The following is a 24,347-nucleotide window of genomic DNA, read 5'->3' on the forward strand; positions in this document are numbered from 1 at the left end:
CCCCAAGAAGGAGCCCTCTGTGACCCGCGAGTCCCGTTCCGCGGAGGCGATGGTCGTGGACCGTCAGATGGACGCGTACAACCGGCAGGCGCTGGACGAGTTCCTGGACTGCTACGACGATGCGGTGGAACTCTTCGCGGACGGAGCGGCCTTCGCGTCGGGCAGGGCGGCGCTCCGCGAGGTCTACGGTCCGCAGTTCGCGTCGGCCCGGGTGCGCGCAACCTCCCTGGCCAGGATTGAGCAGGCCCAGTGGGTCGCCGACCATGAACGGGTCGAGGCCGAGGGCGCGGCCGCCCTCACCGTTCTGGCGCTCTACCGGGTCCGGGAGGGCCGCATCGACCAGGTCCACTTCCTCGGGCAGGGGGCGAGCGCGTGATGCGGGAGGCCAGTGACACCGGGCGGGTCTCGGTCTTCTTCCCGATCATGCCGGTGAAGCCCGAGACCATCGTGGGTTTCGCCGAGCTCGTACGTGACGCGGGGCTGGCCAGGCTGTGGATGGGGCAGAGCCTCACGTACGACGCCTACCATCTCTTCGCCTATCTGGCCGGTCGGGGGCTACGCATCCCCACGGGCACCGCCGTCACGGTGATGGGCCTGCGCCACCCGTACGAGGCGGCGGTGCAGGCCCGTTCGGTCGCGTTGTTCACGGGACGGTCGATGACCGTCGGGTTCGGTCCGGGCAGCCCCGAAATGGTCGCCTCGTTGCGGGGCAGGCGCTTCGCCAGCCCGCTCACCGCGAGCCGTGAGTACCTGTCCATGGTGCGTTCCCTGGTGAACGGCGAACCGGTCAGGCGCTCCGGGGAATACCACTTCCTGGAAGGCGCTCTGCCCGCGATGCCCGCCGGTGAGCCGGAGATCCGCGTGGGTGCCGGAGTGCTGCGGTCCGGCATGGCACGAGTGGCCGGCGAGGTCGCCGACGCGGCCATCACCTGGCTCACGCCGCTGCCCTACATCCAGGAGGTGCTGGCTCCCGCGTTGCGGGAGGGGGCGCAGAGCCGGGGCCGTCCGACACCGGCCGTCGTCTCGATGGTGCACTTCGCCGTGGACCGCCCGGGTGTCGACCCGCTGGCCATGGTGCTGGCCGCCAACCGGGACCACCTCAGCACCGAGCACTACACGGTGATGCTGCGCAGCGCGGGTCTGACGGCGGATCCCTCGGACCCCGAGGCCGGAGCGAAGGGGCTGGTGGACTCCGGGGTCTTCCTGACCGGATCGGCCGAGGAGATCGCCAAGAGGGTGGCCGAGCACCTCCGGGGAGGCGTGGACGAGGTCGTGCTGTCTCCGGGCGGTGTCCTGCTGACCCGCGGGGTGGAGGCGGCGCTGGCCGACCTCCGCGACGTGGTGGCGGAACTGGAGCGTCTCGGTGGCTGACGGCGACATACCCGGCGCCTCGGGGGGCGTGGTGTTCACGCCTCGCCGGCTCCTGCTGGTGGGCACCGGGTCGATCGGGGCGGCGTTCCTGCCGTACTGGATGAACTGGCTGGCCATGGCGCTGCCCGAGGTGGAGTGCAGGGTCGTGGTGACCCGGAGCGCGGAGCGTTTCGTCACCCGCGCCGCGCTGTCGGCGGTCAACTCGACTCCGGCTCTCCTGGACGTCTGGCCGGATGAGCCCCGTACGGGGGCGCTGCACGTCGAGTGGACCGAGTGGGCCGAGGCGGTCGCTGTCTATCCGGCGACCGTGGACTTCATCAGCAGAATGGCCGCGGGCCGGGGTGACAGCCCTGCGATGCTGGCGCTCCAGTGCACGGAGGTGCCCGTGGGAATCGCTCCGTCACTCCCCCCGGGAGCCGTGCGCAACCCCCTCCTGGCGCAGCACCTGAAGAAGCTCCGGGAGCGGCCCAATATCTGTGTGGCGACGCCTGAACCCGGTTCGAGCAGTACGACCGGCCGCCAGGACGCCTATGTGCCACCCGCGTTGCCGAATCTTCTGGCGCTGATGGAACGGGCTGGGGTCCGTGCCGAACGATGACCGCCTCTTCCCGGGTGCGAGTCCGGTCGACTCCTACGGAACGGGGTTCACCAGTACGGCTGTCTACCGCCTGCCGGCCGGGGGCGGGTTCCGGTGGGTGCGCTCCGCCGGGCCGCAGCGGTCCGATCCGGTGCGCCCGCCGGCCGCAGCCGTACTCGGCCGCATACGCGCACTGCCGGCCGAAGGGATGGATTTCGCGCTTCCGGAAGCCCGGGGGCATCGGCTCGTCCACGCGGCCAACGGTCCGGAATCGCTCGCGAATATTTTGATGACGCAGAGCCGGGAATATTCCTATCCGAGAGCTCGTGATCTGCTCGGAAGGCTCGGGAAGAATCTGGGAGAGCTGCATTCCATTTCCGGCCGTGACATGCGGGTTGAAGGGCATTCGGGGATTTCCAGACTCTCCGGATGGCTGGGCGACGGGAGCGGGGCGGGGGAATCCGGACGGCTGTTCGCAGCTGCGAGGAAGCGGCTGGGGAGCGCGCGGTGGGATCTGCTCCGCGACTGGTGCGACGCATGCGCGGAGCCGTCACCCGACGACGTTCTGCTGCACGGCAAACCCGGTACCGGGCTCGTCGTACCCGGACTGAACGGCAGCCGGGCCGCGCTGCTCACCGGCGAGGACATGGCGGTCGGCCGACCGTCGCTCGACGTCGGATGGGTGCTGGGCGAGCTCGCGGAGCTGCGTGGAGTCATCCGTGACCAGGCCGGTGACGCCGCCGCCGCGGAGTGGTCCACGCTGGGCAGCGCCTTCGCCGGCGGTTACGGACGAGCGCCGACCGCCGAGACGGGCCGGGTCGCCACGTTGTGCGTGCTCAACCACGTCAGGGACTACTGCGCCTATGTGGAGTGGAGCGAGTGGTGGGTGCCGACGGTGCTGAACTTTGTCGCCGATGAATGCGACCGGGGCGGGTCGGGGACGCTTGCGTGGGGAGAAGCCGGCGGCGGATAGGCGCGGGTAGTTCCATCGTCGGGTGCGGTGAATGGAGCCTGATCGACGAAGTCGATCGGGTTCCTTTCCGCGACCTTTTCTTCCGCGGGGAGATCTCGAAATTCTGCCGGAAAACCCTTTCCTGGAATGTCGAAAGGGTGCTAGAAAGGAGAACGCAAGGGCGCTCCGGTAATTCCTGGAGCGTGTATCGACTATATGAGGGGAATCCCTATGGACGCCGAGAAGCTCATCGAGGGTTACACCGTCTACACCGACGCCGAGGAGCTGGCGGCGGCGCCGCAGGCCGACGAGGCGCCGGCGACCGTCGCGCTTTCGGTCGCCACGGGTCTGCTGACCTGGAAGAAGGGCTGCTGACCCGACGTCAGGGCCTGGCTGAGAACCGAGGCGCCGGAGCCGACTGATCCCGCTAAGTATCGAGTCGGCTCCAGCACTTCGGATCCATGATAGGGCCGGGGGCGCCGCCCGTAAGGGGGCGTCCCCGGCGGACCTGTGTGCACCCTGCGCGGTGCACGCCGAGGGGACCGACACTTCATGACCCGGTTGCGCCGGCTGACGCTCACCAACGGCCTTCGCGTACTTCTGGCCCCCGCGTCCTCCGCGTCGGTTGTCGCGGTCGCCGTGCACTACGACGTGGGCTTCCGGTCGGAACCGGAGGGGCGCAGCGGCTTCGCCCACCTCTTCGAACACCTCATGTTCCAGGGCAGTGCGCGCTATCCGAAGCTGGAGCACTGGAGCTACGTACAGGGGCTCGGCGGCACCGCCAACGGATCGACCCACCAGGACTACACGGACTACTACCAACTGGTACCGGAACGGGGCCTGGCGGAGGTGCTCGCCATGGAGGCCGACCGGATGGGTTTTCCGCTCATCACGGACGAGAACCTCCGCAACCAGCGAGCGGTCGTCAAGGAGGAGGTCGGTCTCAACATCCTGAACCGGGCCTACGGCGGCTTCCCGTGGATACCGCTGCCGGCTCTCCTCTACCGTTCGTACGCGAACACCCACAACGGCTACGGAGAGTTCACGGATCTGGACCGGGCGACGGTCGATGAGGCCCGGGACTTCCACGCCACGTACTACGCGCCGTCGAACGCCGTGCTGAGCATTGCGGGAGCCTTCGACGAGGACGCCGTCGCAGCACTGGTCGAGAACCTCTTCGGCGGGCTGCCGGCCCGGCCGAAGCCGGAGCCCGCCCTCCTGAGCGAACCCCCGCCCCTGAACCCGCGGCACGGTGACTGGGCGGACGCCCATGCCTCCGGGCCGGCCCTGGCCCTCGGCCACCAGTTGCCGGACCCGGCTCGGCAACTGACCGCGTACGTGGCCTGGATGACCGTGTGCGAGCTGCTGACCGGCGGCCCGACGGCCCCCCTGGAACAGAGGCTCGTGCGGGACACCGGGCTGGCGCTCCGGGTCACGGCCGGCTGCGGACTGTTCGATTCGCTGGATGCCCGCGCGCCCGACACGCTCGCCCTCGTCGTCACCCATCACGACCACGCCGAACAGGACGCCCTCCTCACCGTGATCGACGAGGAGATCGAGCGCCTGACCGACCCGTCCACAGCTGCCTCGCGCCTCCCCGTGGCCACGGGGAGGCTGTCGACACGCGTCTCCCGACGCAACGCCGATCCGATGGCCCGCACCAGAGCCCTGGGAGCCTGCGAGCTCCTCCACGGCCGTGCGGCGGTCGTCGACGAACTTCCCTCCCTCACGGCCGAGGTGACCGCGCAGGCTGTCGCCGACGCGGCCGGTCAACTCCTCACGGGGGCGCGCGCCGTACTGCGCCTGGTCCCCGGCCGGTCGGCCGCAGGCGCCGACGGCACCACGCAGAAGGCGGCACTCACATGACAGACGTACGAGCAGACACCCGTGTCGTTCTCGACCGGACCCTGTCCAACGGGCTCCGAGTGGTCGCCGTCCCGGACGCCACCGCACCACTGGTGGAGCTCCGGCTGAGCATCCCCTGCGCCGGACCCGGGGACGCGCACGCGGCCCGTGCCCAGGTCCTCGGCGACGTGCTGCTGCCGTCGGCCGCCGAGCTGCCGCCGGAGCGCGCGCTGCACTGGGAGATCGCCGGTCTGGCCGCCGGCCGTGACGTCAACCGGCTGGGGGTCTTCGGCTGCATACCCACCGCATCGCTCGTGCCCGTACTGAGGGAGACCGCCGCCGCGTTGGCGGCTCCGCGCTACCCCGACGAACGGGTCCTCGAATCCCGGCAGCGCGTGGCCGCGGAGGTCGCCATCGGGCGCGGCGAGGCCCGCTGGATGGCGCTGGCCGCGCTGTTGCGCCGATGGAGTCCGCACCAGGTGGCGCCCTGCGACATCCCGCCTCCGGAGGCGCTGCCCCAGGTGGAACCCGAGAGCGTGAGGGAGCTGCACCGCGGCCGGCTCGTGCCGCGCGGAGCGGTCCTCGTACTGGTGGGGGACTTCGCGCCGGACGGGATCATGGCCACCGTTGAGCGGGCGTTCGCGGAGTGGCAGGGGGACGAGAGAACGGCGTCCGCCCCGGAGCCGCCCCTGCCCGGAGCCGTTCCGGGTGACGTCGTCCTGGTGCACCGCCCGCGTTCCACGCAGGCCGAGCTGCTGCTCGCTGGGCCGGCGCCGCACCGGACCGACCCGGACCGGCCCGCCTTCGACATGGCCAACGTCCTCTTCGGCGGCGGGGTCTCTTCCCGGCTGAGCCGGAACATCCGCGAGGAGAAGGGTTACGCGTACGTGGCGGCATCCGCGGTGGAGGTGGTCGCGGGTCTGCCCACCGCCTTGGTGAGAGTGGCCGTCGGCGTGCCGGCCGTGGCCGATGCCCTGGCCGAGACGCGCCGGGAGCTCGGCGCGCTCGTGGGCTCCCCGCCGACCGAGCGCGAGATCGGTCACGCGAAGCAGCTGCTGGCAGGCCGGATCGGGACCGCGGCCGTCTCGCCCTCCTCGTACGCGACGTTCCTGGCCAATCTGCTGGCCGAGGGGGCCGATCCCCAGTGGGGCGCCGGATACCGGGACCGGGTCGACGCGGTTTCCGCCGAGGACGTCGTCTCGGCGGCGGGCCGCTATCTGGACCCCGACCGTCTCACCGTCGTGCTGGTCGGTGACGCGGACGTGCTGGCGGACCGCCTGGCGGATCTGCCCGATACCCGGGTACAGCGCTTCGAGCGGCTGGAACTCGTGACGCCGCAGCAGAGGGCACGATGACGACGACCCGCCGCCGCTATCTCACCCGGGCCACCGATCTTTCGCAGGTCCCCGCCGTCGCGGCGTTTCTACGCCGTCTCGATCTCGGCGACTTCGTTCCGGAGGGCCTGGTGTCGCACACCGGGCGCAACGAGAACTGGTCCGGAACGACCACTTCGGGCCACGCGGTCTTCGTCAAGAGACTGGGCGGCGACTCCCAGGACGTGCGGCGACGTCTGCGCGGCATCATCGCTTTCGAGGAGCTCCGGGAGGACGCACCCGGCACGACGCCGCGTGCCCCGAGGTGCCTGGGGTGGAGCGAGGAGGACGCCCTGGTGGCCTTCGAGATGCTGCCTCTGTCCCGTACCGGGGCAGAGCTCGCCGACGCGAAGGAGTTCGACGAGGGCCACGCGCGGCAGATCGGCGAGCTGATCGGTGAACTGCACGGCCTCAAGCCCTCCGGACGTGTCCGTCTCGATGCGTCGGTGCCGAGCCAGCCCTCGCCGGCCGCCTTCGAGGCGCTGCCCCTGGAGATCCACCGGGCGTCGAGCGCGGCAGAGCTCCGGGCCTGGAGCATCCTTCAGCAGGACACGGAACTCGTCGGAGCCGTCGAGGAATTGCGACGGGTCGAGGCCGCGGCCGCGACCTGTCCTACGCACGGCGATCTCCGCCTGGACCAGTTGCTGCGCTCCGGGCCCGGCTTCCATCTTCTCGACTGCGAGGAACTGCGCCTCGGGGATCCGGCACGCGACACCGGCGCGTTCATCGGGGAGTGGCTCCACCGCGCCGTCGCCACCCTGCCGGGCCCGGCACGCAACGAGCCGGCCGGCGCCGTGCCGGCCGACCGCGAAGTGATCGCCAGGGGTGCGCGGGAGCTCCATCGCGTACGCCCCCTCGTCCGGCGATTCCACGAAGGCTATGCCTCCACCGGACGGCCTGTGACGCACGGCCTGCAACTCCAGAGCGTGCGGTTCGCCGGCTGGCACCTCATGGACCGGGTGCTGGCGCAGGCGTCCCAGAGTTCGGTGCTGCATCCGGTGCAGCGTGCCGCGATGGGCATCGCCCGGACGGTGCTGCTCACTCCCGAAGCGCTCCTCACCACTCTCGGCCTCAAGGACTGAACCGATGCCGCACACGATGCTTCACCCGAGGCTGCGCGCCGCGGTCGGCCTGGTCGACATGGATGCGGACGGGCGCACCGCACGCGTACAGGGGGCGCCGGTCGCGGCGGATACCAGGGCCGCACTGCGCCACGCACTGGCCAACAGGCTGTACGAGGTCTTCCACGCCGGCCTGGAGCGGGACGACGGGCCGCGTCCCCGGACCCTGCGGGACCCTGGGTTCGAGGCCCTTCTCGCGGATGCCGTCCCGCACAGCGAGACGCGGCTGCGCGTTCCCGCCGACTCGATCGTCCGGAACGAAGACCCCGGATACCTCGTGGTGCCCGTGGACGGCGTACGGACCCTGATGCCGGTGGCGTCGGTGGACGAGGAGACCTTGCCGGACGGGACGAGGACGGTGCGCTACCCGGCGGGGAGGCCCGGGCTGTCGGCCGGGTTCTACTTGGTGGACGGCTCGGCGGGGCGGCCGGACGACCACGAAGCGACCACCCGCTTCTACCTCCATGTCGTGAACGCGGACGCGGCACCCGCACTGTGGGGCGGCCTCCTGGAGCACCTCGAGGAGCGCGGGTTGCGGTATCGCACCAAGGTCAGCTCGTCGCGGCTCTTCTACCCGCGGCGCGACGCGATCGTCGTCTACCTCCGTTCCGCCGACGCCGCGGGGGCGGGGCTCGTCGAAGCGACCGCCGGACGCCCCGGAGTCGGGCGGCGGACTTCGGTGTTCGCCCAAGAGCTCGCACCGGGACTGGCCACTGCTTGCGAACCGTCCGACAACCGCAAGGGAATGGCGTCCATGAGCTTCGGACAGCACAGGGCCCATGCCGTGGCGGACGGCCTGCTGGAGCATTCCGGGGCCGGGCACGAGGGCACCGTCGAGGAGGCTGTCTGCCATGCCCTGAACAGAGCCGGAGTGAGGCCCGACGCCCCCTGGCTCAATCTCCCGCCCACGAGCGATCATGACGACTGAGGAGCGACAGATGCCGAGCGGTCCGCCGCGGGAAGACGGGCGTGTGGTGCTGATCACGGGGGCGACGGCCGGGCTGGGCCGCCACCTCGCGGGTCGGCTGGCGGCTCCGGGCACGACCCTCCTGCTGCACGGACGTGATCCGGCCGCCCTGCACGACCTGGGTCCGAGCCTGAAGGACAAGGGAGCGACGGTCCACACGTACCGCGCGGACCTCGCCTCGCTCGACGAAGTCCGTGACCTGGGCCGGTCCGTGCGGGACAGACACCACCGGATCGACGTGCTCATCAACAACGCGGGCGTCGGCCCGGGCGCTGAGGGTGCCGGGCGGGAATCGAGCAAGGACGGACATGAACTGCGTTTCGCCGTCGGATACCTCGCGCCCTATGTGCTCACCCGGCTCCTGCTCCCTGCGCTGCGGCGCTCCGCCGAGGCCCGGGTGATCAACATCGGATCCGCCGCCCAGTCCGAGGTCGACCACGACGATCCGGAGATGACGGCGTCCTACCACGGGTGGGTCGCCTACAGCCGCACGAAGCTTGCTCTCGCCTCGTTCAGCAGGGACCTGGCGGACGAGCTCAGGCCGTACCGGATCGCGGTCAACTGTGTGCACCCCGCCGATCTCATGGACACCGCACTGGTACGCGACACCGGGCTCGCGCCGCAGTCGACGGTCGCGCAGGGCGGCGACGCGGTCCTCGCCCTGATGAGCCCGCCGTTCACGGAGGCCGGCACCGGCGGCTACTACAACGGCCTGGAGCGGGCCGAGCCGCACGAGGACGTACAGGATGCCGTGAAGCGCCGCAGACTCCGGGAGACGACCGAGCGGCTCCTGTCCGGCCGGTAGCCGCCTTCGGTGAGCCCCGCACGGCCACGCCCGACCCCAGTACGGGCGTGGCCGCGCGGGGCGTTCAAGGGTGTGCGCACCACGCATTTCAGGGTCCGTCACGCGGGCGCCCGCCGCATCCCGGGCGCCCGCCCCCGAAAGGCGGGCCTTACCGTGGCACCCATGAACATCTGCGTCTTCCTCTCCGCCGCCGACCTCCCCGACCGCTACACCGTGCCCGCCCGCGAATTCGCCGAGCTGCTGGGGCGCGGCGGACACACCCTCGTCTGGGGCGGGTCCGAGAGCGGGCTGATGAAGGTCGTCGCCGACGGCGTCCAGGAGGCCGGCGGGAAGCTGGTCGGGGTCTCCGTGGACTTCCTGGCCGCGAAGGCGCGTACCAACGCCGACGAGATGGTCATCGCCCGCGACCTCGCCGAGCGCAAGGCGCTCCTGCTCGCGAAGTCCGACGCGATCGTGATCATGGTCGGCGGCACCGGGACGCTCGACGAGGCGACCGAGATCCTGGAGCTGAAGAAGCACGGCAAGCACACCAAGCCGGTCGTCCTGCTCAACACCGCCGGTTTCTACGACGGGCTGCGCGAGCAGTTCCAGCGCATGGAGGACGAGGGCTTCCTGCCGCTCCCGCTGACCGAGCTGGTCTTCTTCGCGGAGGACGGCGTCGGCGCCCTGGCCTACCTGGAGGAGTCGGCCGGCCTGCAGTGATGTGGCGTACGGGGCCCGGGCGGCGGATGCGACGATGGGGGCCATGTCCACTCATCTCATCACCGGTGCCGGCTCCGGCATCGGCGCAGCGGTCGCCCGGCGTCTCACCGAGCGCGGCGACGACCTCGTCCTGCTGGCCCGCGACGCGGGCCGCGCCAAGGAACTCGCCGCGCTCCACCCCGGCGCCCGCACCCTCGTCGGCGACCTGTCCAACCCGGACCGGCTCTCCTGGGCCCTCGCCCAGCAGAGCGTCCCGGAACGGCTCGACTCGCTGCTGCACATCGCGGGCGTGGTCGAGCTCGGCCCGGTCGGTGAGCTGACCCCCAAGGCCTGGCACTACCAGCTCAACGCCAACCTCGTCGCCCCCGCCGAGCTGACCCGGCTCACCCTGCCCCAGCTGCGCGTCGCCCAGGGCCATGTGCTCTTCGTCAACTCCGGCGCCGGGCTCTCCGCCAGCCCCGAGTGGAGCGCGTACGCCGCCAGCAAGCACGGCCTGAAGGCGCTCGCGGACTCGCTGCGCCACGAGGAGCACGGCAACGGCGTCCGCGTCACCACCGTCTATCCGGGCCGCACCGCCAGCCCCATGCAGGAGAAGGTCCACCGGCAGGAGGGCAAGGAGTACGACCCCGCCCGCTGGATCGACCCCGAGTCCGTCGCGACCACCATCCTGATGGCGCTCGACCTGCCCCGCGACGCCGAGGTCAACGACCTCACCGTGCGCCCCGGCCGCTGATCGCGGGGTCGTACGCTTCTCGCGTGAGCGAGATCAGCGTGTTCAGGGACTGCCCGGCCACCGGGATCGGTTCGATGCCCGGGGGAGACGCCCGGGAGGCGGCCAAGACCGTCACCGGCTCCTTCGGCGACGGCGAGGGCATGCCGTACCTGGCGGAACTCCCGGCGCGCGGACCCGGCGCCGACATGATCGGCCGCACCATCGGACTCCTCTCCGAGCTGTACGGGCACCTTGAGCCCAGCGGCTGGCGGATCAGCGACCGGCCCGGCCGCGACACCCGCCGGGCCCGGTCCTGGCTCGGCGAGGACCTGGACGCCCTGGAGGAGTTCACCCAGGGCTACGAGGGCCCGCTCAAGGTCCAGGCCGTGGGCCCCTGGACGCTCGCCGCCGCCCTGGAACGCCGGGGCGGCGAGGCGTTCCTCGGCGACCCGGGCGCCTGCCGCGACCTCGCGGACTCGCTCGCCGAGGGCCTGCGCGGCCACCTCGCGGAGGTGCGCCGCCGGATGCCCGGCGCGCGGATCGCCCTCCAGCTGGACGAGCCCTCCCTCACCGCCGTGCTGCGCGGCCGGGTCAGGACCGCCAGCGGCTACCGCACCTACCGGGCGGTGGACCGCCAGATCGTGGAGGCCACCCTGCGCGAGGTGCTGGCGGCGGCCGGGGAGACCGCGACCCTCGTGCACACCTGCGCCCCCGAGGTGCCGTTCGCGCTGCTGCGCCGGGCCGGGGCGGACGGCATCTCCTTCGACCTCTCCCTGCTCACCGAGCGTGAGGAGGAGGCCGTCGGGGAAGCCGTCGAGGGCGGCACCCGGATGTTCTTCGGGGTCGTACCGGGCACCGACCCGGCCTCGGACGGATTGTCAGACCCGGGCGGTAGCGTCATGGGTGTCAGGACGCTGTGGCGCAGGCTGGGGCTGGATCCGGGGACTCTCACCGAGTCCGTGACGGTCACCCCCTCGTGCGGACTCGCGGGTGCGTCGCCCGGGTACGCACGGGCCGCGCTCGCCCACTGCGCCCGGGCCGCGAGATCGCTCGCAGACAACCCTGAGTAGCGGGACGCTGGGTAACGGGAGGACGGGACGATGGCCGGCGAAGAGCAGACGGCGGTGCCAGTCGAGGCGCAGGAGAGGCACAAGCTCCTCGCGGAGCAGATCGAGGAGCACCGCTTCCGGTATTACGTGAACGACCAGCCGGTCGTCAGCGACGCCGAGTTCGACCGGCAGCTGCGCGCGCTGGAGGCCCTGGAGGAGTCCCACCCCCCGCTGCGCACCCCGGACTCGCCGACCCAGAAGGTCGCCGGGCCGTACCGCACGGAGTTCACGTCGGTCGAGCACCGCGAGCCGATGCTGTCCCTGGACAACGCCTTCGACGACGAGGAGCTGGCCGCCTGGGGCGAGCGCATCGCCCGGGACGTCGGCTCGCCCGGCTACCACTTCCTGTGCGAGCTGAAGATCGACGGCCTCGCCGTCAACCTCACGTACGAGCACGGCGTGCTGACCCGCGCCGCGACCCGGGGCGACGGCCGCACCGGCGAGGACATCACGCCCAACGTCCGCACCATCGCGGACATCCCGCACCGGCTCAAGGGCGACCGGGTGCCGCCGCTGGTCGAGGTGCGCGGCGAGGTCTTCTTCCCGATGGAGGGGTTCGAGGAGCTGAACGCCCGGCTGGTGGAGGCCGAGGACAAGCCCTTCGCCAACCCCCGTAACGCGGCGGCCGGTTCGCTGCGCCAGAAGGACCCCAAGGTCACCGCCACCCGCCCGCTGCACATGGTGGTGCACGGCATCGGCGCCCGCGAGGGCTTCGACATCGACTGCCTCTCGCACGCCTACGAGCTGCTGCACGAGTGGGGCCTGCCCACCGCCAAGTACAACAAGGTGGTCGACTCCCTCGAAGGCGTACGGGAGTTCATCGCGTACTTCGGTGAGCACCGGCACTCCGTGGAGCACGAGATCGACGGCGTCGTCGTCAAGCTGGACGAGATCCCGCTCCAGGGCCGGCTGGGCTCCACCTCCCGCGCCCCGCGCTGGGCCATCGCCTGGAAGTACGCGCCGGAGGAGGTCAACAGCAAGCTGGTCAACATCCGCGTCGGCGTCGGCCGCACCGGCCGCGTCACCCCGTACGCCCAGGTCGAGCCGGTCGTCGTGGCCGGCTCCGAGGTCGAGTTCGCCACCCTGCACAACCAGAACGTGGTCAAGGCGAAGGGCGTCCTGATCGGCGACACGGTGGTGCTCCGCAAGGCGGGGGACGTGATCCCGGAGATCCTCGGCCCGGTCGCGGACCTGCGCGACGGCACCGAGCGGGCGTTCGTCATGCCGACCCACTGCCCCGAGTGCGGCACGGAGCTGAAGCCCATGAAGGAGGCGGACGTCGACGTCCGCTGCCCCAACGCGCGCTCCTGCCCCGCCCAGTTGCGCGAGCGCGTCTCCTATCTGGCCGGCCGCAAGTGCCTCGACATCGACCACTTCGGTTACGTGGTCGCCGCCGCGCTGACCGCACCGCTGGAGCCCGCCGAACCGCCGCTGCGTGACGAGGGCGACCTCTTCGGGCTGACCGTGGAGGAGCTGCTGCCGATCCGGGCCTACGTCCTCGACCCGGACAGCGGGCTGCCCAAGCGCGACCCGAAGACCGGCGAGGAGAAGATCGCCCGGGTCTTCGCCAACCAGCAGGGCGAGCCCAAGAAGAACGCCCTCGCGATGCTCGACGCCATCGCCGCGGCCAAGGAGGCCCCGCTCGCCCGCATCCTCACCGGGCTCTCCATCCGCCACGTCGGCCCCGTCGCGGCCCGCGAGCTGGCCCGCCAGTTCCGGTCCATCGACCGCATCGAGGAGGCCACCGAGCAGGAGCTGGCCGACGCCGACGGGGTCGGGCCGATCATCGCGGCCTCGGTCAAGCAGTGGTTCGCCGAGGACTGGCACCGCGAGATCCTGCGCAAGTGGCGCGAGGCCGGCGTCCGGATGGAGGACGAGGGGGCCGGCGAGGACGAGGGCCCCCGGCCCCTCGAAGGGCTCACCGTCGTCGTCACCGGCACCCTGGCCGGGCACACCAGGGATGGCGCGAAAGAGGCCCTGCAGAGCCGGGGAGCGAAGGTCACCGGTTCCGTTTCCAAGAAGACCGCCTTCGTCGTCGTCGGCGACAACCCCGGATCCAAGTACGACAAAGCGGTCCAGCTGAAGGTCCCCGTGCTCGATGAGACCGGCTTCGCCGTCCTCCTCACCGAAGGCCCGGACGCGGCCCGCGAGGCGGCCGTCCCGGCAGAGGGCGGGGGAGCGGCACCCGGAGAGTGAGCGCCCGTCAACCCTCGGTCGGCGTCACCCGATCGGCGCATACCAGATGCTGACGGATAGTCGGTTCGCATTTGGGCAAGACCCGTAGACCGCTGCCCGTAGCAGCCCTCCGCGGCCTACTGTGGTCGGACACGCCCTCGAACCTGGCCACCGGGCGGGGCCGGGGTGCGTCGTGGCACGGCACGCATTCATCGGGTGACATCGGCATCGCCGGCTGTGAGAGGGACGGAATGAAACCGACCGAGAGCGCCGCACCGGTGGCGCGGCTGCAAGGTTTCGTGGGACCCGCGCCCAAAGTGGGCGCCGTCGTGGTGGCCCTTGCCACGATCCAGCTCGCGACCGGCTTCTCCCGCGCCCTCAGTCAGGGCCGCGCCCTCTTCCCGGACGGCCGGGCCGGCTGGTCGCTCGCCGTCCTCACCGGCATCGTCGTCGGCCACCTCGTCGCGCTCGGCCGCGACCGCTGGTGGGGCGGCACCGGCTCCGGCGCCGCCCTCACCCTGGCGGTCCTGCTGCTGTACGGCTGGGTGCCGGCCGGACTGGTCAGCCTCGTCGTGGTCGTCCTCGTCGGCGTCGCCCGCAGACACCGCTGGTGGCAGGGGCTGCTGCACGGGGCCGTGGACATCCTCGGGGTCGGCGCGGCGGCGCTGATGCTCGCCGTGTTCGGCGAGGTGCAGTCCGTCGAGACGCCCTGGCGGCCGCTCGACTGGGGCATCGACGCCGTCCCGGAAGTCCTGCTCGCCGCCGCCACCTATCTCCTCGTCACCCGGGTCCTGCTGTGGTACTCGCGGGCCCAGCCCGGCGGCGGCCTGCCCACCGTCGCCCGCACCGCGATGCTGCGCCAGGGCCTCGTCGCGGTCGCCCTGCTCGGCATCGCCCCGCTGATCTGCGTCGTCGCGATGGCCCGGCCGGTCCTGCTGCCGCTCTTCGCGGTGCCGCTGATCGCGCTCGACTCCACGCTGTGGATCGCCCGCGCCCGGGCCGAGGAGCAGTTGAAGGACCCGCTCACCGGGCTGCCGAACCGCCAGTGGCTGCTGGAGCGGACCTGGACCGCGCTGGAGGAGGCGGAGAGCGTCGGCAGCCGGGTCGCCCTGGTCCTCATCGACCTCGACCGCTTCCGGGCCGTCAACGACACCCTCGGCCACCTGGCCGGCGACCGGCTGCTGCTCCAGATCGCGGAGCGGCTCCGGCTCGCCCTGCCGCGCGGCGCGGAGGCGGCCCGGCTCGGCGGCGACGAGTTCGCGGTGCTGCTGCCCACCGCCGACTCCACCACCAGCGCCCAGCGCGTCGCCCGCCACCTGGTCGCCGAGCTGTCCTCCCCGCTGGACCTCGACGGGCTGACCCTGGTCCTGGAGGCCAGCGCGGGCGTCGCCGTCTTCCCGGACCACGCGCTGGACGCGGAGGGCCTGCTGCGCCGGGCCGACGTGGCGATGTACCAGGCCAAGCGGGACCGCACCGGCGTGGAGGTGTACGAGTCCAAGCGCGACAGCAACACCCCGGACCGGCTCGGCCTCCTCGGCGACCTGCGCCGCGCGCTGGACGCGGGCGAGGTGGAGCTGCACTACCAGCCCAAGGTCCGCTTCGACGGCCAGGTCGCCGGGCTTGAGGCGCTGGTGCGCTGGGTGCACCCGGAGCGCGGCAGAGTGCCCCCGGACGAGTTCATCGCCATCGCGGAGTCGTCCGGGCTGATGCCGCACCTCACGGAGTACGTCCTGGAGACGGCGCTCGCCCAGGTCGCCCGGTGGCGGGCCCAGGGCCTCTTCGTGCCCGTCGCGGTCAACGTGTCGCCGCGCGATGTGCACACCCCCGGGTTCGCCGGCGGCGTCGCGGCCCGGCTCGCCCGGCACGGCGTCCCGGCGGGAGCGCTCCAGCTGGAGATAACGGAGCACGTGCTCCTGGAGGACCCGCAGCGGGCGGCGGACACGCTCGCCGGGCTGACCGGGCACGGCGTGAAGATGTCCCTGGACGACTTCGGCACCGGGTATTCCTCGCTGGTCCATCTGCGCCGGCTGCCGGTCAGCGAGCTGAAGATCGACCGCTCCTTCGTGGCCCGGCTCGCCATCGACCACGAGGACGCGGAGATCGTCCGCTGCACCATCGACCTGGCCCACTCGCTCGGGCTCCTGGTCGTCGCCGAGGGCGTCGAGGACGACGAGACGTGGGAGCGGCTGCGGGACCTGCGGTGCGACGCGGTCCAGGGCTGGCTGGTGGCGGCCGCGATGCCGCCCCAGGAGACCACCGCCTGGCTGCGGGCCCGGGGCGAGCACGGCTGGCGCCGCCCGGCCGAACTGGCGGCGGCAGCGGGGGCCGGCGCCCCCGCCCCCGCCGCGGCGCCCGCGGCCCCGGCGGCCGAGCTGGAACAGCGCCCCTCCGGCCGCACGACGGGCCCGCGCCCGGCGACCACGTAGAAACCCTGTCCTCAGCCGTGCGGCCGACCCCATAGGATTGGGGGCCGGCGGCACATTTCCACCTGCCGCGCGACGCCTGGCACGCACGCTCGCCGCGTTGCCGAAACGCCCGAGTGGCTCCGCCACAAGGGCGCTCCGGCGCCTTGCGAGCGCACGCGCCAGACGCCGCGCGGCCCGTCCTTCGGACGGACGGTGGAAATGTGCCGCCGACCCCCGGCAAACCACACACCAACCCCTGAGGATCGCTGCATGCCTGGCATCACGCGCGAGGAGGTCGCCCACCTCGCCCGGCTGGCGCGTCTGGAGCTGAAGGGCGAAGAGCTCGATCACTTCGCCGGTCAGCTCGACGACATCATCGGCGCGGTCGCCCGCGTCTCCGAGGTCGCCGACCAAGACGTACCGCCGACCTCCCACCCGCTGCCGCTGACGAACGTCATGCGGGCGGACGTCGTCCGTCCGTCTCTCACCCCCGAGCAGGCGCTCTCCGGCGCCCCGGCCCAGGAGCAGCAGCGTTTCAAGGTGCCGCAGATCCTGGGGGAGGACTGACTGCCATGACGGACATCAGCAGCATCATCAAGCTCACCGCGGCCGAGATCGCCGCGAAGATCGCCTCCGGCGAGCTCACCGCCGTCCAGGTCACCGAGGCCCACCTCGCCCGGATCGACGCCGTCGACGAGAAGGTGCACGCCTTCCTGCACGTCGACCGCGAGGGCGCGCTCGCCCAGGCCCGTGCCGTGGACGCCAAGAAGGCGGCCGGCGAGAAGCTGGGCCCGCTGGCCGGCGTCCCGCTCGCGCTCAAGGACATCTTCACCACGAAGGACATGCCGACCACCGTCGGCTCGAAGATCCTGGAGGGCTGGGTCCCGCCGTACGACGCGACCCTCACGCAGAGGCTGAAGGCCGCCGACGTGGTCATCCTCGGCAAGACCAACATGGACGAGTTCGCCATGGGGTCCTCCACCGAGAACAGCGCCTACGGCCCCACCGGCAACCCCTGGGACCTCACCCGCATCCCGGGCGGCTCCGGCGGCGGCTCCTCCGCCGCCCTCGCCTCCTTCGAGGCCCCGCTCGCCATCGGCACGGACACCGGCGGCTCCATCCGCCAGCCCGCCGCCGTCACCGGCACGGTCGGCGTGAAGCCCACCTACGGCGGGGTCTCCCGCTACGGCATGGTCGCCTTCTCGTCCTCCCTCGACCAGGGCGGCCCCTGCGCCCGCACGGTCCTGGACGCGGCCCTGCTGCACGAGGCGATCGCCGGGCACGACCCGATGGACTCGACGTCGATCGACGCGCCGGTGCCGCCGGTCGTGGAGGCCGCGCGCAACGGCTCCGTCCAGGGCATGCGCGTCGGCGTCGTCAAGCAGTTCTCCGGCGAGGGCTACCAGGCCGGTGTCGTCCAGCGCTTCAACGAGTCGGTCGAGCTGCTGAAGTCGCTCGGCGCCACGGTCGTCGAGCTGGACTGCCCGACGTTCGACCTCGCCCTTTCGGCGTACTACCTGATCGCGCCGTCCGAGTGCTCCTCGAACCTCGCCCGGTTCGACGCCATGCGCTACGGCCTGCGCGTCGGGGACGACGGCACGAAGTCCGCCGAGGACGTCACCGCGCTCACCCGCGAGGCCGGCTTCGGCGACGAGGTCAAGCGCCGCATCATCCTCGGTACGTACGCGCTCAGCTCCGGCTACTACGACGCGTACTACGGCTCCGCGCAGAAGGTCCGTACGCTGATCACGCGCGAGTTCGAGCAGGCGTTCGAGCAGGTCGATGTGATCGTCTCGCCGACCACGCCGACCACCGCCTTCCCGATCGGCGAGCGCGCCGACGACCCGATGGCGATGTACCTGGCCGACCTGTGCACCATCCCGACCAACCTCGCCGGCAACGCCGCCATGTCGCTGCCCTGCGGCCTGGCCCCCGAGGACGGCCTGCCCGTCGGGCTCCAGATCATCGCCCCGGCGATGAAGGACGACCGGCTGTACAAGGTCGGAGCCGCCGTCGAGGCCGCTTTCGTGGAAAAGTGGGGACACCCGCTGATCGAGGAGGCTCCGTCGCTATGAGCGCCATGACCAAGAAGGCCAAGAACTTCAAGAAGTCGAAGACCGGGCTGTACGTGTCGATGGCGACCACCGCCTTCGGAGCGCTCAGCGTCGCCAAGCAGGCGAAGCTGGCCCGCTCGGACAACGACACGCTCCGCCTCATCGACGCCGCCGTGTCCGCCGCCGCCATCGCCACCGGCCTCGCGATCCTCTATCGCGAACTGAAGCGTCTCGGCGACGACGACGTACTGCTGGGCTGAGAGGGAAAGTTTTCCGTGACTGTCATCGACCTGGAGTCGTACGAGGACGCCCTCGCGACGTACGACCCCGTCATGGGCCTTGAGGTCCATGTGGAGCTCGGCACCAAGACGAAGATGTTCTGCGGCTGCTCCACCGAGCTGGGGCAGGACGCCAACACGCAGACCTGCCCGGTCTGCCTCGGGCTGCCCGGCGCGCTGCCGGTCGTCAACGAGATCGGCGTGGAGTCGGCGATCAAGATCGGCCTCGCGCTGAACTGCGAGATCGCCGAGTGGTGCCGCTTCGCCCGGAAGAACTACTTCTATCCGGACATGCCGAAGAACTTCCAGACCTCCCAGTACGACGAGCCGATCGCCTTCAACGGCTATCTGGACGTCCAGCTGGAGGACGGCGAGATCTTCCGGGTGCAGATCGAGCGCGCCCACATGGAGGAGGACACCGGCAAGTCGACGCACGTCGGCGGCGCCACCGGCCGTATCCACGGCGCGTCCCACTCCCTGCTCGACTACAACCGCGCGGGCATCCCGCTCATCGAGATCGTCACCAAGCCGATCGAGGGAGCGGGCGCACGCGCCCCCGAGGTCGCCAAGGCGTACGTCGCCGAGCTGCGCGAGCTCATCAAGGCGCTCGGCGTCTCCGAGGCCCGCATGGAGATGGGCCAGATGCGCTGCGACGTCAACCTGTCGCTGCGCCCGAACGGCACCGAGACGTTCGGTACGCGCTCCGAGACGAAGAACGTGAACTCGCTGCGTTCCGTCGAGCGCGCCGCCCGCTTCGAGATCCAGCGCCACGCCGCGGTGCTGAACTCCGGCGGGACGATCGTGCAGGAGACCCGGCACTTCCACGAGGAGGACGGCTCCACCACGGCCGGCCGCATCAAGGACAACGCCGAGGACTACCGCTACTTCCCCGAGCCCGACCTCGTGCCGGTCGCCCCGGCCCGTGACTGGGTCGAGGAGCTGCGCAAGGGCCTCCCGGAGCTGCCGCGGCTGCGCCGTGCCCGGCTCAAGGAGGAGTGGGGCGTCTCCGAGCACGACATGCAGTCCATCCTCAACGCGGGCGCGGTCGACCTGATCGTCGCCACGACCGAGGCGGGCGCCCCCTCGGACCAGGCCCGGAAGTGGTGGATGGGCGAGCTGGCCCGTAACGCCAACGAGACCGGCCGCGGCCTGGACGAGCTGCCCGTCACCCCGGCGCAGGTCGCCCGGGTCGCCGAGCTCGTCGCCACGGGCGACCTCAACGACAAGCTCGCCCGCCAGGTCCTGGAGGGCGTGCTCGCCGGCGAGGGCGACCCGGACACCGTGGTCGAGAAGCGCGGCCTGAAGGTCGTCTCCGACGAGGGCGCGCTGTCCACCGCCGTGGACGAGGCCATCGCGGGCAACGCCGCCATCGCGGACAAGATCCGCGGCGGCAAGGTCGCGGCGGCCGGCGCGCTGGTCGGCGCGGTCATGAAGGCGACCCGCGGCCAGGCGGACGCGGCCCGCGTCCGCGAGCTGATCCTGGAGAAGCTGGGCGTCGAGGGCTGACGCGTTTCCGCAGCACACAGCGGTGCACCCGTCCTTCGGGTGCACCGCTGTCGTGTGCTCAGCGCTTCAGCACGGGGGAGCCCAGGGCCACGATGGCGCCGGAGCAGTCCTCGTCCACGCTGATGCGCAGCCGCAGGGCGTTCTCCACCTTCAGCGACAGCTTCTGCGGCTCGCCGAGCTCGATCTTCTCCGCCCAGAGGGGGTTCGGATCGTGGTCCAACTTGATGGTGAGCCGCCCCGACTCCCAGTTGGAGCCGTCATCGATCCCGACGGTGACCTCGAAGGTCTTCCACTCCCGGTTGAGGTCGAACTCCACGTACGGCGACGTGTCGCACTCCGGGGTGGCCATGTAGGCGTCGTCGTACACATGCGTGTCGACCTTCGCCGAGCCCACCGTGAAGAGCTCCGGATCGGCCACGGTGCGCATCGTCGTCAGCGAGACCTCCGAAGCTTCGTCCACTGCGCCGGGGTCCGTCTGCTCCGGGGACCCGGTGTCGGTGGCGCCGTCCTCCGCTCCCGGCTCCCCGGCCCCGGGCGTCTCCTCCTCCGTCGCGGGCGGGGTCTTCGGGGCGGACGACTTCGGGGAGGCGGTGCCCCCGGCCTTCGTCCTGTCGCCGTCGTCCTTCAGGGCCTGGAGGCCCCACGTGCCCAGCGCGGCGAGCACCACCACGGCGACCATGGGAAGCGCGATCCGCAGCAGCCGGCGGCGCTTCTTCGGCGGCGCGACCGGAGCAGGAACCGGGGCCGGGAACGGCCCGGCGGTGTACCCGGCCGTCGACGGGCCCGGGTTGACCGTGGTGGGCAGCGGCACCCCGGGGGCGTGGGACGCGGTGATCGGCGGCGGGAAGCCGGGCGGGTCCACCGGCGGCGGCATCAGCGGGAGCGGCGGTACGGACGCCGGCGGGGCGTCCCGTACGGACTCCGCCGACGAGGTGCCGGTGACCGTGGTCGACCCCACCGCCGAGCGCAGGTCCTTCATCCAGCCGGACAGGCTCTCCGGCCGCTGCCCCGCCTCGGCCGCGCAGACGGCGAGGATGCGCTCCCGGCGCTCCGGGGCGGCCGCGGCCACCTGCGGCAGGGCGCTCAGCGCGGCGCGCAGCTGCTCGGGTGTGCCGGGCGGGGCCTGGCCGCTGATCAGGAAGTAGGCGATCGCGCCGAACGCGTACCGGTCGGTGCCCGGGGTCCGCTTGCCCTCGAAGACCTCGGGGGCGGCGTAGCCGGGGGTGAACCAGACCTCGGCCGTCTGGTGGTCCGCGGTGAGCTTGCTCAGCCCGAAGTCCACCAGCGTGGCCTGGCCGTGTCCGTCGACCATGATGTTGCCGGGGGAGAGGTCGCCGTGGACGACCGTGCGTCCGGACGGGGTGGCCCGGCCGCTGTGCAGCCAGTCCAGCACGTCCGCGATCTGCTCCAGGGCCCGCAGGACCTCGCGCCGCTCGGCGTGGGTGGTGAGGGTCCGCTCGGCGCGCCAGTCCCGCAGGTCGAGCCCGTCGACGTGGTTCATGACCAGGACCAGGGCGCGCCCGGCGGCCGTCGAGGCGTTCCCGGCGCCGTGGATCGGGGGCCCCTCGAAGTGCTCGCGGACGCCGACGACCCCCGGCCGACTCACGAAGCGCAGTAACTCGGCCTGCTCCCGCCACTTCGTGCTGAGGCGCTGGAACTGCTCGATGGTGATCGTGGTCCTGGAGTCGAGTACCTTCACGACCACGGTCTCGGGCGCGCCTTCGAGCTCGATCTCCGCTCGGTAGAGGACGGCCTCGCCGCCCCTGCCGATGGAATTGAGCAGGCGGTACCGGTCGGGTGCCGAATCCGGCCCGATGTGATGTGCGGCGCTGGTCAAGGATCCCCCCGGGGATGGTAGTTGACGGTTCATAAGGTAACCGCGCCGATGCGGGGAGCGGTGTCCTGGGCGCGTAACGGTGTAGGTGCGGTCCCGGCGGGGGCGCGGCATACGGCGGCACCGATGTCGCCCATAAGGGGATGTGCCCGCTGTGAGCCTCCCCACGAAACGGGCAAATGATCTCGAATGGCTGCGAGAGTGGCCGTTCTCAGGTCATGCGTTCTCCCGCGGGCGGCTTCCGCCGGTTGCGGAGACCACGAACCCGCAGGGAGCACGTCCCCTTGGCTGCCATCGCCCGCTGGTGCGTCACGCACCGCCTCATCGCCGTCCTGATCTGGCTGCTCGCCCTCGGGGGCACGGCCGCCGCCGCGGCGTTCGCGGGGTCCGCGTACACCAACGACTACGAGGCACCCGGCACCGAGTCCGGGCGGGCCGCGGAGCTGCTGAAGAGCGGGTTCACCGATCTCGGCGGGGACACCGACACCATCGTCTGGCGCACCGCGGACTCCACGGTCCGGGCCACCGACGTCGAGCAGAAGATGACCCGCACCCTGCACGCCGTGGAGCAGCTGCCCGGGGTCGGGGCGGTCGACAGCCCGTACACGGAGACCGGCGCCGCGCAGATCAGCACCGACGGGCACACCGCGTACGCCACCGTCACCTTCGACCAGCGCGCCGACGACGTGCCCGTGGCGCAGGCGCGAGCGGTCGTGGACACCGCGAAGGCGGCCGAGAGCCCGCATCTGCGCGTCGAGCTGGGCGGCCAGGCCGTCGGGCTCACCGAGGCGCACGCCGCGCATCTCAGCGAGGTCATCGGGGTCGGCGTCGCGGCCGTCGTGCTCTTCCTCGCCTTCGGCTCCCTCGCCGCGAGCATGCTGCCCATCGCCACCGCGCTCGTCTCGGTCGGCACGGCGTACGCGGGCATCGTGCTCCTCGGACACCTGATGACCGTCGCCGACTTCGCGCCCATGCTCGGCATGCTGATAGGGCTCGGGGTGGGCATCGACTACGCCCTGTTCATCGTCACCCGGCACCGCAGAGGGCTGCGGCGCGGCATGACCGTGCCGGAGGCCGCGCAGCACGCGGTGGCGACGACCGGGCGGGCCGTGGTCTTCGCCGGGGCCACCGTCTGCATCGCGCTCCTCGGCATGCTGATCCTGCGCCTGAGCTTCCTCAACGGCGTGGCCATCGCCGCCTCGCTCACCGTCGTCCTCACCGTGGCCGCCTCGGTGACCCTGCTGCCGGCCCTCCTCTCGCTCATCGGACTGCGGGCGCTCAGCCGGCGCGAACGGGCCCGGCTCGCCGCACACGGGCCGCAGCCCGAGCCGCCCACCGGGTTCGCCGCCCGCTGGTCCGCCTTCGTGGAGCGGCACCCCAAGCTGCTGGGCGCGGTGGCCGCCGTGGTGATGCTGGTCCTCGCGCTGCCCACCTTCTCGCTCCACCTCGGCAGCTCCGACCAGGGCAACAACGCGAAGTCCTCGACCACCCGGCAGGCGTACGACCTGCTCGCCGACGGCTTCGGCCCCGGCGTCAACGGACCGCTCACCGTCGCCGCACACCTGGACGGCGCCGACGACCGGCTCGCGATGGACGCCCTGCCGGCCACCCTGCGCACGGTCGACGGGGTGGCCTGGGCCCACCCGGTGACGTACAACGCCGGAGGCGACACCGCGTACATCACCGTCGTCCCCGACTCGGCCCCGCAGTCCCGCGCGACCAGCGACCTCGTGGAGCGGCTGCGTACGGACGTCCTGCCGAAGGCCGCCGACAACACCTCGCTGGAGACCCATGTGGGCGGGGTCACGGCCAGCTACGACGACTTCGCGCAGATCATCATCGGCAAGCTGCCGCTGTTCATCGGCGTCGTCATAGGGCTCGGCTGCCTGCTCCTGCTGCTGGCCTTCCGGTCCGTCGGCATCCCGCTGAAGGCGGCGGCGATGAACGTCGCGGCGGTCGCCTCGTCGTTCGGCGTCGTCGTCGCGATCTTCCAGTGGGGCTGGGGCAGCGAGCTGCTGGGCCTCGGCAGCCCGGGCCCCATCGAACCCTTCCTGCCGGTGATCATGGTCTCCGTGCTCTTCGGCCTCTCCATGGACTACCAGGTCTTCCTGGTCGGCCGGATGTACGAGGAGTGGCTGGAGACCCGCGACAACCGGCGCGCGGTCCGGGTGGGCCTCGCCGAGACGAGCCGGGTGATCAACTCGGCCGCCGTGATCATGATCTCGGTGTTCCTCGCCTTCGTCCTCAGCGGCGACCGCGTCATCGCGATGTTCGGCATCGCCCTCGCGGCGGCCGTCGCGCTGGACGCCTTCGTGCTGCGCACCCTGCTCGTCCCGGCCCTCATGCACCTGCTGGGCGGCGCCAACTGGTGGCTCCCCGGCTGGCTGGAGCGCCGGCTGCCCCGCCTCAGCATCGAGCCGCCGGACCGCCCGGTGGTGCGGGTGCCGGTGCCGGGTGTGCGGACGTACGAGGACGAGCCGGCCGAGCGCGTCCACTGACCGCACGCCGGGCCGACGGAGCACGTTAAGGGGCCTCTCATCTGAGGCACCTAGCGTGCGCCG

At 71.8% G+C, this 24,347-nt stretch carries 21 protein-coding genes; 20 read left to right on the forward strand and 1 reads right to left on the reverse strand.

Annotation, left to right across the window (positions count from 1 at the left end; genetic code table 11):
- The first annotated feature begins 19 nt into the window (after window positions 1-19).
- The 19 genes from ACIQZN_RS03740 to gatB all read left to right on the forward strand — a co-directional run bounded on the left by ACIQZN_RS03740 (window position 20) and on the right by gatB (window position 19,952).
- Window positions 20-376 carry a nuclear transport factor 2 family protein gene (locus tag ACIQZN_RS03740; protein WP_403987977.1) on the forward strand — a complete coding sequence of 119 codons (357 nt, stop codon included), beginning with the start codon at window positions 20-22 and terminating at the stop codon, window positions 374-376.
- Entirely contained in the window at window positions 376-1,371 is a 996-nt protein-coding gene (locus ACIQZN_RS03745) for an LLM class flavin-dependent oxidoreductase (protein WP_403987980.1), read from the forward strand. Before ACIQZN_RS03740 ends, ACIQZN_RS03745 begins: the two co-directional genes overlap by 1 nt.
- Window positions 1,364-1,969 (forward strand): flavoprotein, encoded by a 606-nt coding sequence (locus tag ACIQZN_RS03750; protein WP_403987983.1) that lies wholly within the window; start codon window positions 1,364-1,366, stop codon window positions 1,967-1,969. Before ACIQZN_RS03745 ends, ACIQZN_RS03750 begins: the two co-directional genes overlap by 8 nt.
- Complete coding sequence (locus tag ACIQZN_RS03755) at window positions 1,956-2,921, forward strand: hypothetical protein (protein ID WP_403987986.1); 966 nt, start codon at window positions 1,956-1,958, stop codon at window positions 2,919-2,921. Before ACIQZN_RS03750 ends, ACIQZN_RS03755 begins: the two co-directional genes overlap by 14 nt.
- A gap of 210 nt (window positions 2,922-3,131) precedes the next feature.
- Window positions 3,132-3,275, forward strand: coding sequence for an LxmA leader domain family RiPP (locus ACIQZN_RS03760; RefSeq protein ID WP_403987989.1), 144 nt, complete (start codon window positions 3,132-3,134; stop codon window positions 3,273-3,275).
- A 177-nt stretch (window positions 3,276-3,452) separates the two neighbouring features.
- Window positions 3,453-4,766: a M16 family metallopeptidase gene (locus tag ACIQZN_RS03765; protein ID WP_403987992.1), complete on the forward strand. Its 1,314-nt coding sequence runs from the start codon at window positions 3,453-3,455 to the stop codon at window positions 4,764-4,766.
- Entirely contained in the window at window positions 4,763-6,100 is a 1,338-nt protein-coding gene (locus ACIQZN_RS03770; RefSeq protein WP_403987995.1) for a M16 family metallopeptidase, read from the forward strand. Before ACIQZN_RS03765 ends, ACIQZN_RS03770 begins: the two co-directional genes overlap by 4 nt.
- Window positions 6,097-7,200 carry a class V lanthionine synthetase subunit LxmK gene (lxmK, locus tag ACIQZN_RS03775; protein WP_403987998.1) on the forward strand — a complete coding sequence of 368 codons (1,104 nt, stop codon included), beginning with the start codon at window positions 6,097-6,099 and terminating at the stop codon, window positions 7,198-7,200. Before ACIQZN_RS03770 ends, lxmK begins: the two co-directional genes overlap by 4 nt.
- A 4-nt stretch (window positions 7,201-7,204) precedes the next feature.
- Window positions 7,205-8,167, forward strand: coding sequence for a T3SS effector HopA1 family protein (locus tag ACIQZN_RS03780; RefSeq protein ID WP_403988001.1), 963 nt, complete (start codon window positions 7,205-7,207; stop codon window positions 8,165-8,167).
- A gap of 43 nt (window positions 8,168-8,210) precedes the next feature.
- Window positions 8,211-9,011, forward strand: coding sequence for an SDR family NAD(P)-dependent oxidoreductase (locus tag ACIQZN_RS03785; protein ID WP_403988004.1), 801 nt, complete (start codon window positions 8,211-8,213; stop codon window positions 9,009-9,011).
- 162 nt (window positions 9,012-9,173) lie between these two features.
- Window positions 9,174-9,713, forward strand: coding sequence for a TIGR00730 family Rossman fold protein (locus tag ACIQZN_RS03790; RefSeq protein WP_073963830.1), 540 nt, complete (start codon window positions 9,174-9,176; stop codon window positions 9,711-9,713).
- A gap of 43 nt (window positions 9,714-9,756) precedes the next feature.
- Window positions 9,757-10,446 (forward strand): SDR family oxidoreductase, encoded by a 690-nt coding sequence (locus tag ACIQZN_RS03795; RefSeq protein WP_073964848.1) that lies wholly within the window; start codon window positions 9,757-9,759, stop codon window positions 10,444-10,446.
- Window positions 10,447-10,469: 23 nt separating this feature from the next.
- Window positions 10,470-11,495, forward strand: coding sequence for a methionine synthase (locus ACIQZN_RS03800; RefSeq protein WP_403988008.1), 1,026 nt, complete (start codon window positions 10,470-10,472; stop codon window positions 11,493-11,495).
- 30 nt (window positions 11,496-11,525) lie between these two features.
- On the forward strand, window positions 11,526-13,730 hold the full coding sequence (gene ligA, locus ACIQZN_RS03805) for an NAD-dependent DNA ligase LigA (protein ID WP_403988011.1): 2,205 nt from the start codon (window positions 11,526-11,528) through the stop codon (window positions 13,728-13,730).
- A 230-nt stretch (window positions 13,731-13,960) separates the two neighbouring features.
- Entirely contained in the window at window positions 13,961-16,135 is a 2,175-nt protein-coding gene (locus ACIQZN_RS03810) for a putative bifunctional diguanylate cyclase/phosphodiesterase (protein ID WP_403988014.1), read from the forward strand.
- A 249-nt stretch (window positions 16,136-16,384) separates the two neighbouring features.
- A complete protein-coding gene (gatC, locus tag ACIQZN_RS03815) occupies window positions 16,385-16,681 on the forward strand; it encodes an Asp-tRNA(Asn)/Glu-tRNA(Gln) amidotransferase subunit GatC (RefSeq protein ID WP_018102521.1) in 297 nt (98 codons plus the stop codon).
- A 5-nt stretch (window positions 16,682-16,686) separates the two neighbouring features.
- On the forward strand, window positions 16,687-18,189 hold the full coding sequence (gene gatA / locus ACIQZN_RS03820; RefSeq protein WP_403988017.1) for an Asp-tRNA(Asn)/Glu-tRNA(Gln) amidotransferase subunit GatA: 1,503 nt from the start codon (window positions 16,687-16,689) through the stop codon (window positions 18,187-18,189).
- Complete coding sequence (locus tag ACIQZN_RS03825) at window positions 18,186-18,428, forward strand: hypothetical protein (protein ID WP_073963825.1); 243 nt, start codon at window positions 18,186-18,188, stop codon at window positions 18,426-18,428. Before gatA ends, ACIQZN_RS03825 begins: the two co-directional genes overlap by 4 nt.
- Window positions 18,429-18,443: 15 nt before the next feature.
- On the forward strand, window positions 18,444-19,952 hold the full coding sequence (gatB, locus tag ACIQZN_RS03830; protein ID WP_403988020.1) for an Asp-tRNA(Asn)/Glu-tRNA(Gln) amidotransferase subunit GatB: 1,509 nt from the start codon (window positions 18,444-18,446) through the stop codon (window positions 19,950-19,952).
- Between the two features lie 58 nt (window positions 19,953-20,010).
- On the opposite strand, the gene ACIQZN_RS03835 is transcribed toward gatB, so the two are convergent.
- On the reverse strand, window positions 20,011-21,789 hold the full coding sequence (locus ACIQZN_RS03835; RefSeq protein WP_403988023.1) for a protein kinase: 1,779 nt from the start codon (window positions 21,787-21,789) through the stop codon (window positions 20,011-20,013).
- A 281-nt stretch (window positions 21,790-22,070) separates the two neighbouring features.
- On the opposite strand from ACIQZN_RS03835, the gene ACIQZN_RS03840 reads away from it, so the two are divergent.
- Window positions 22,071-24,284: an MMPL family transporter gene (locus ACIQZN_RS03840; RefSeq protein ID WP_403988026.1), complete on the forward strand. Its 2,214-nt coding sequence runs from the start codon at window positions 22,071-22,073 to the stop codon at window positions 24,282-24,284.
- Window positions 24,285-24,347: the final 63 nt, after the last annotated feature.

Origin of the sequence: Streptomyces sp. NPDC097595 (assembly GCF_044761525.1) — a bacterium.
Lineage (GTDB): Bacteria > Actinomycetota > Actinomycetes > Streptomycetales > Streptomycetaceae > Streptomyces > Streptomyces drozdowiczii_A.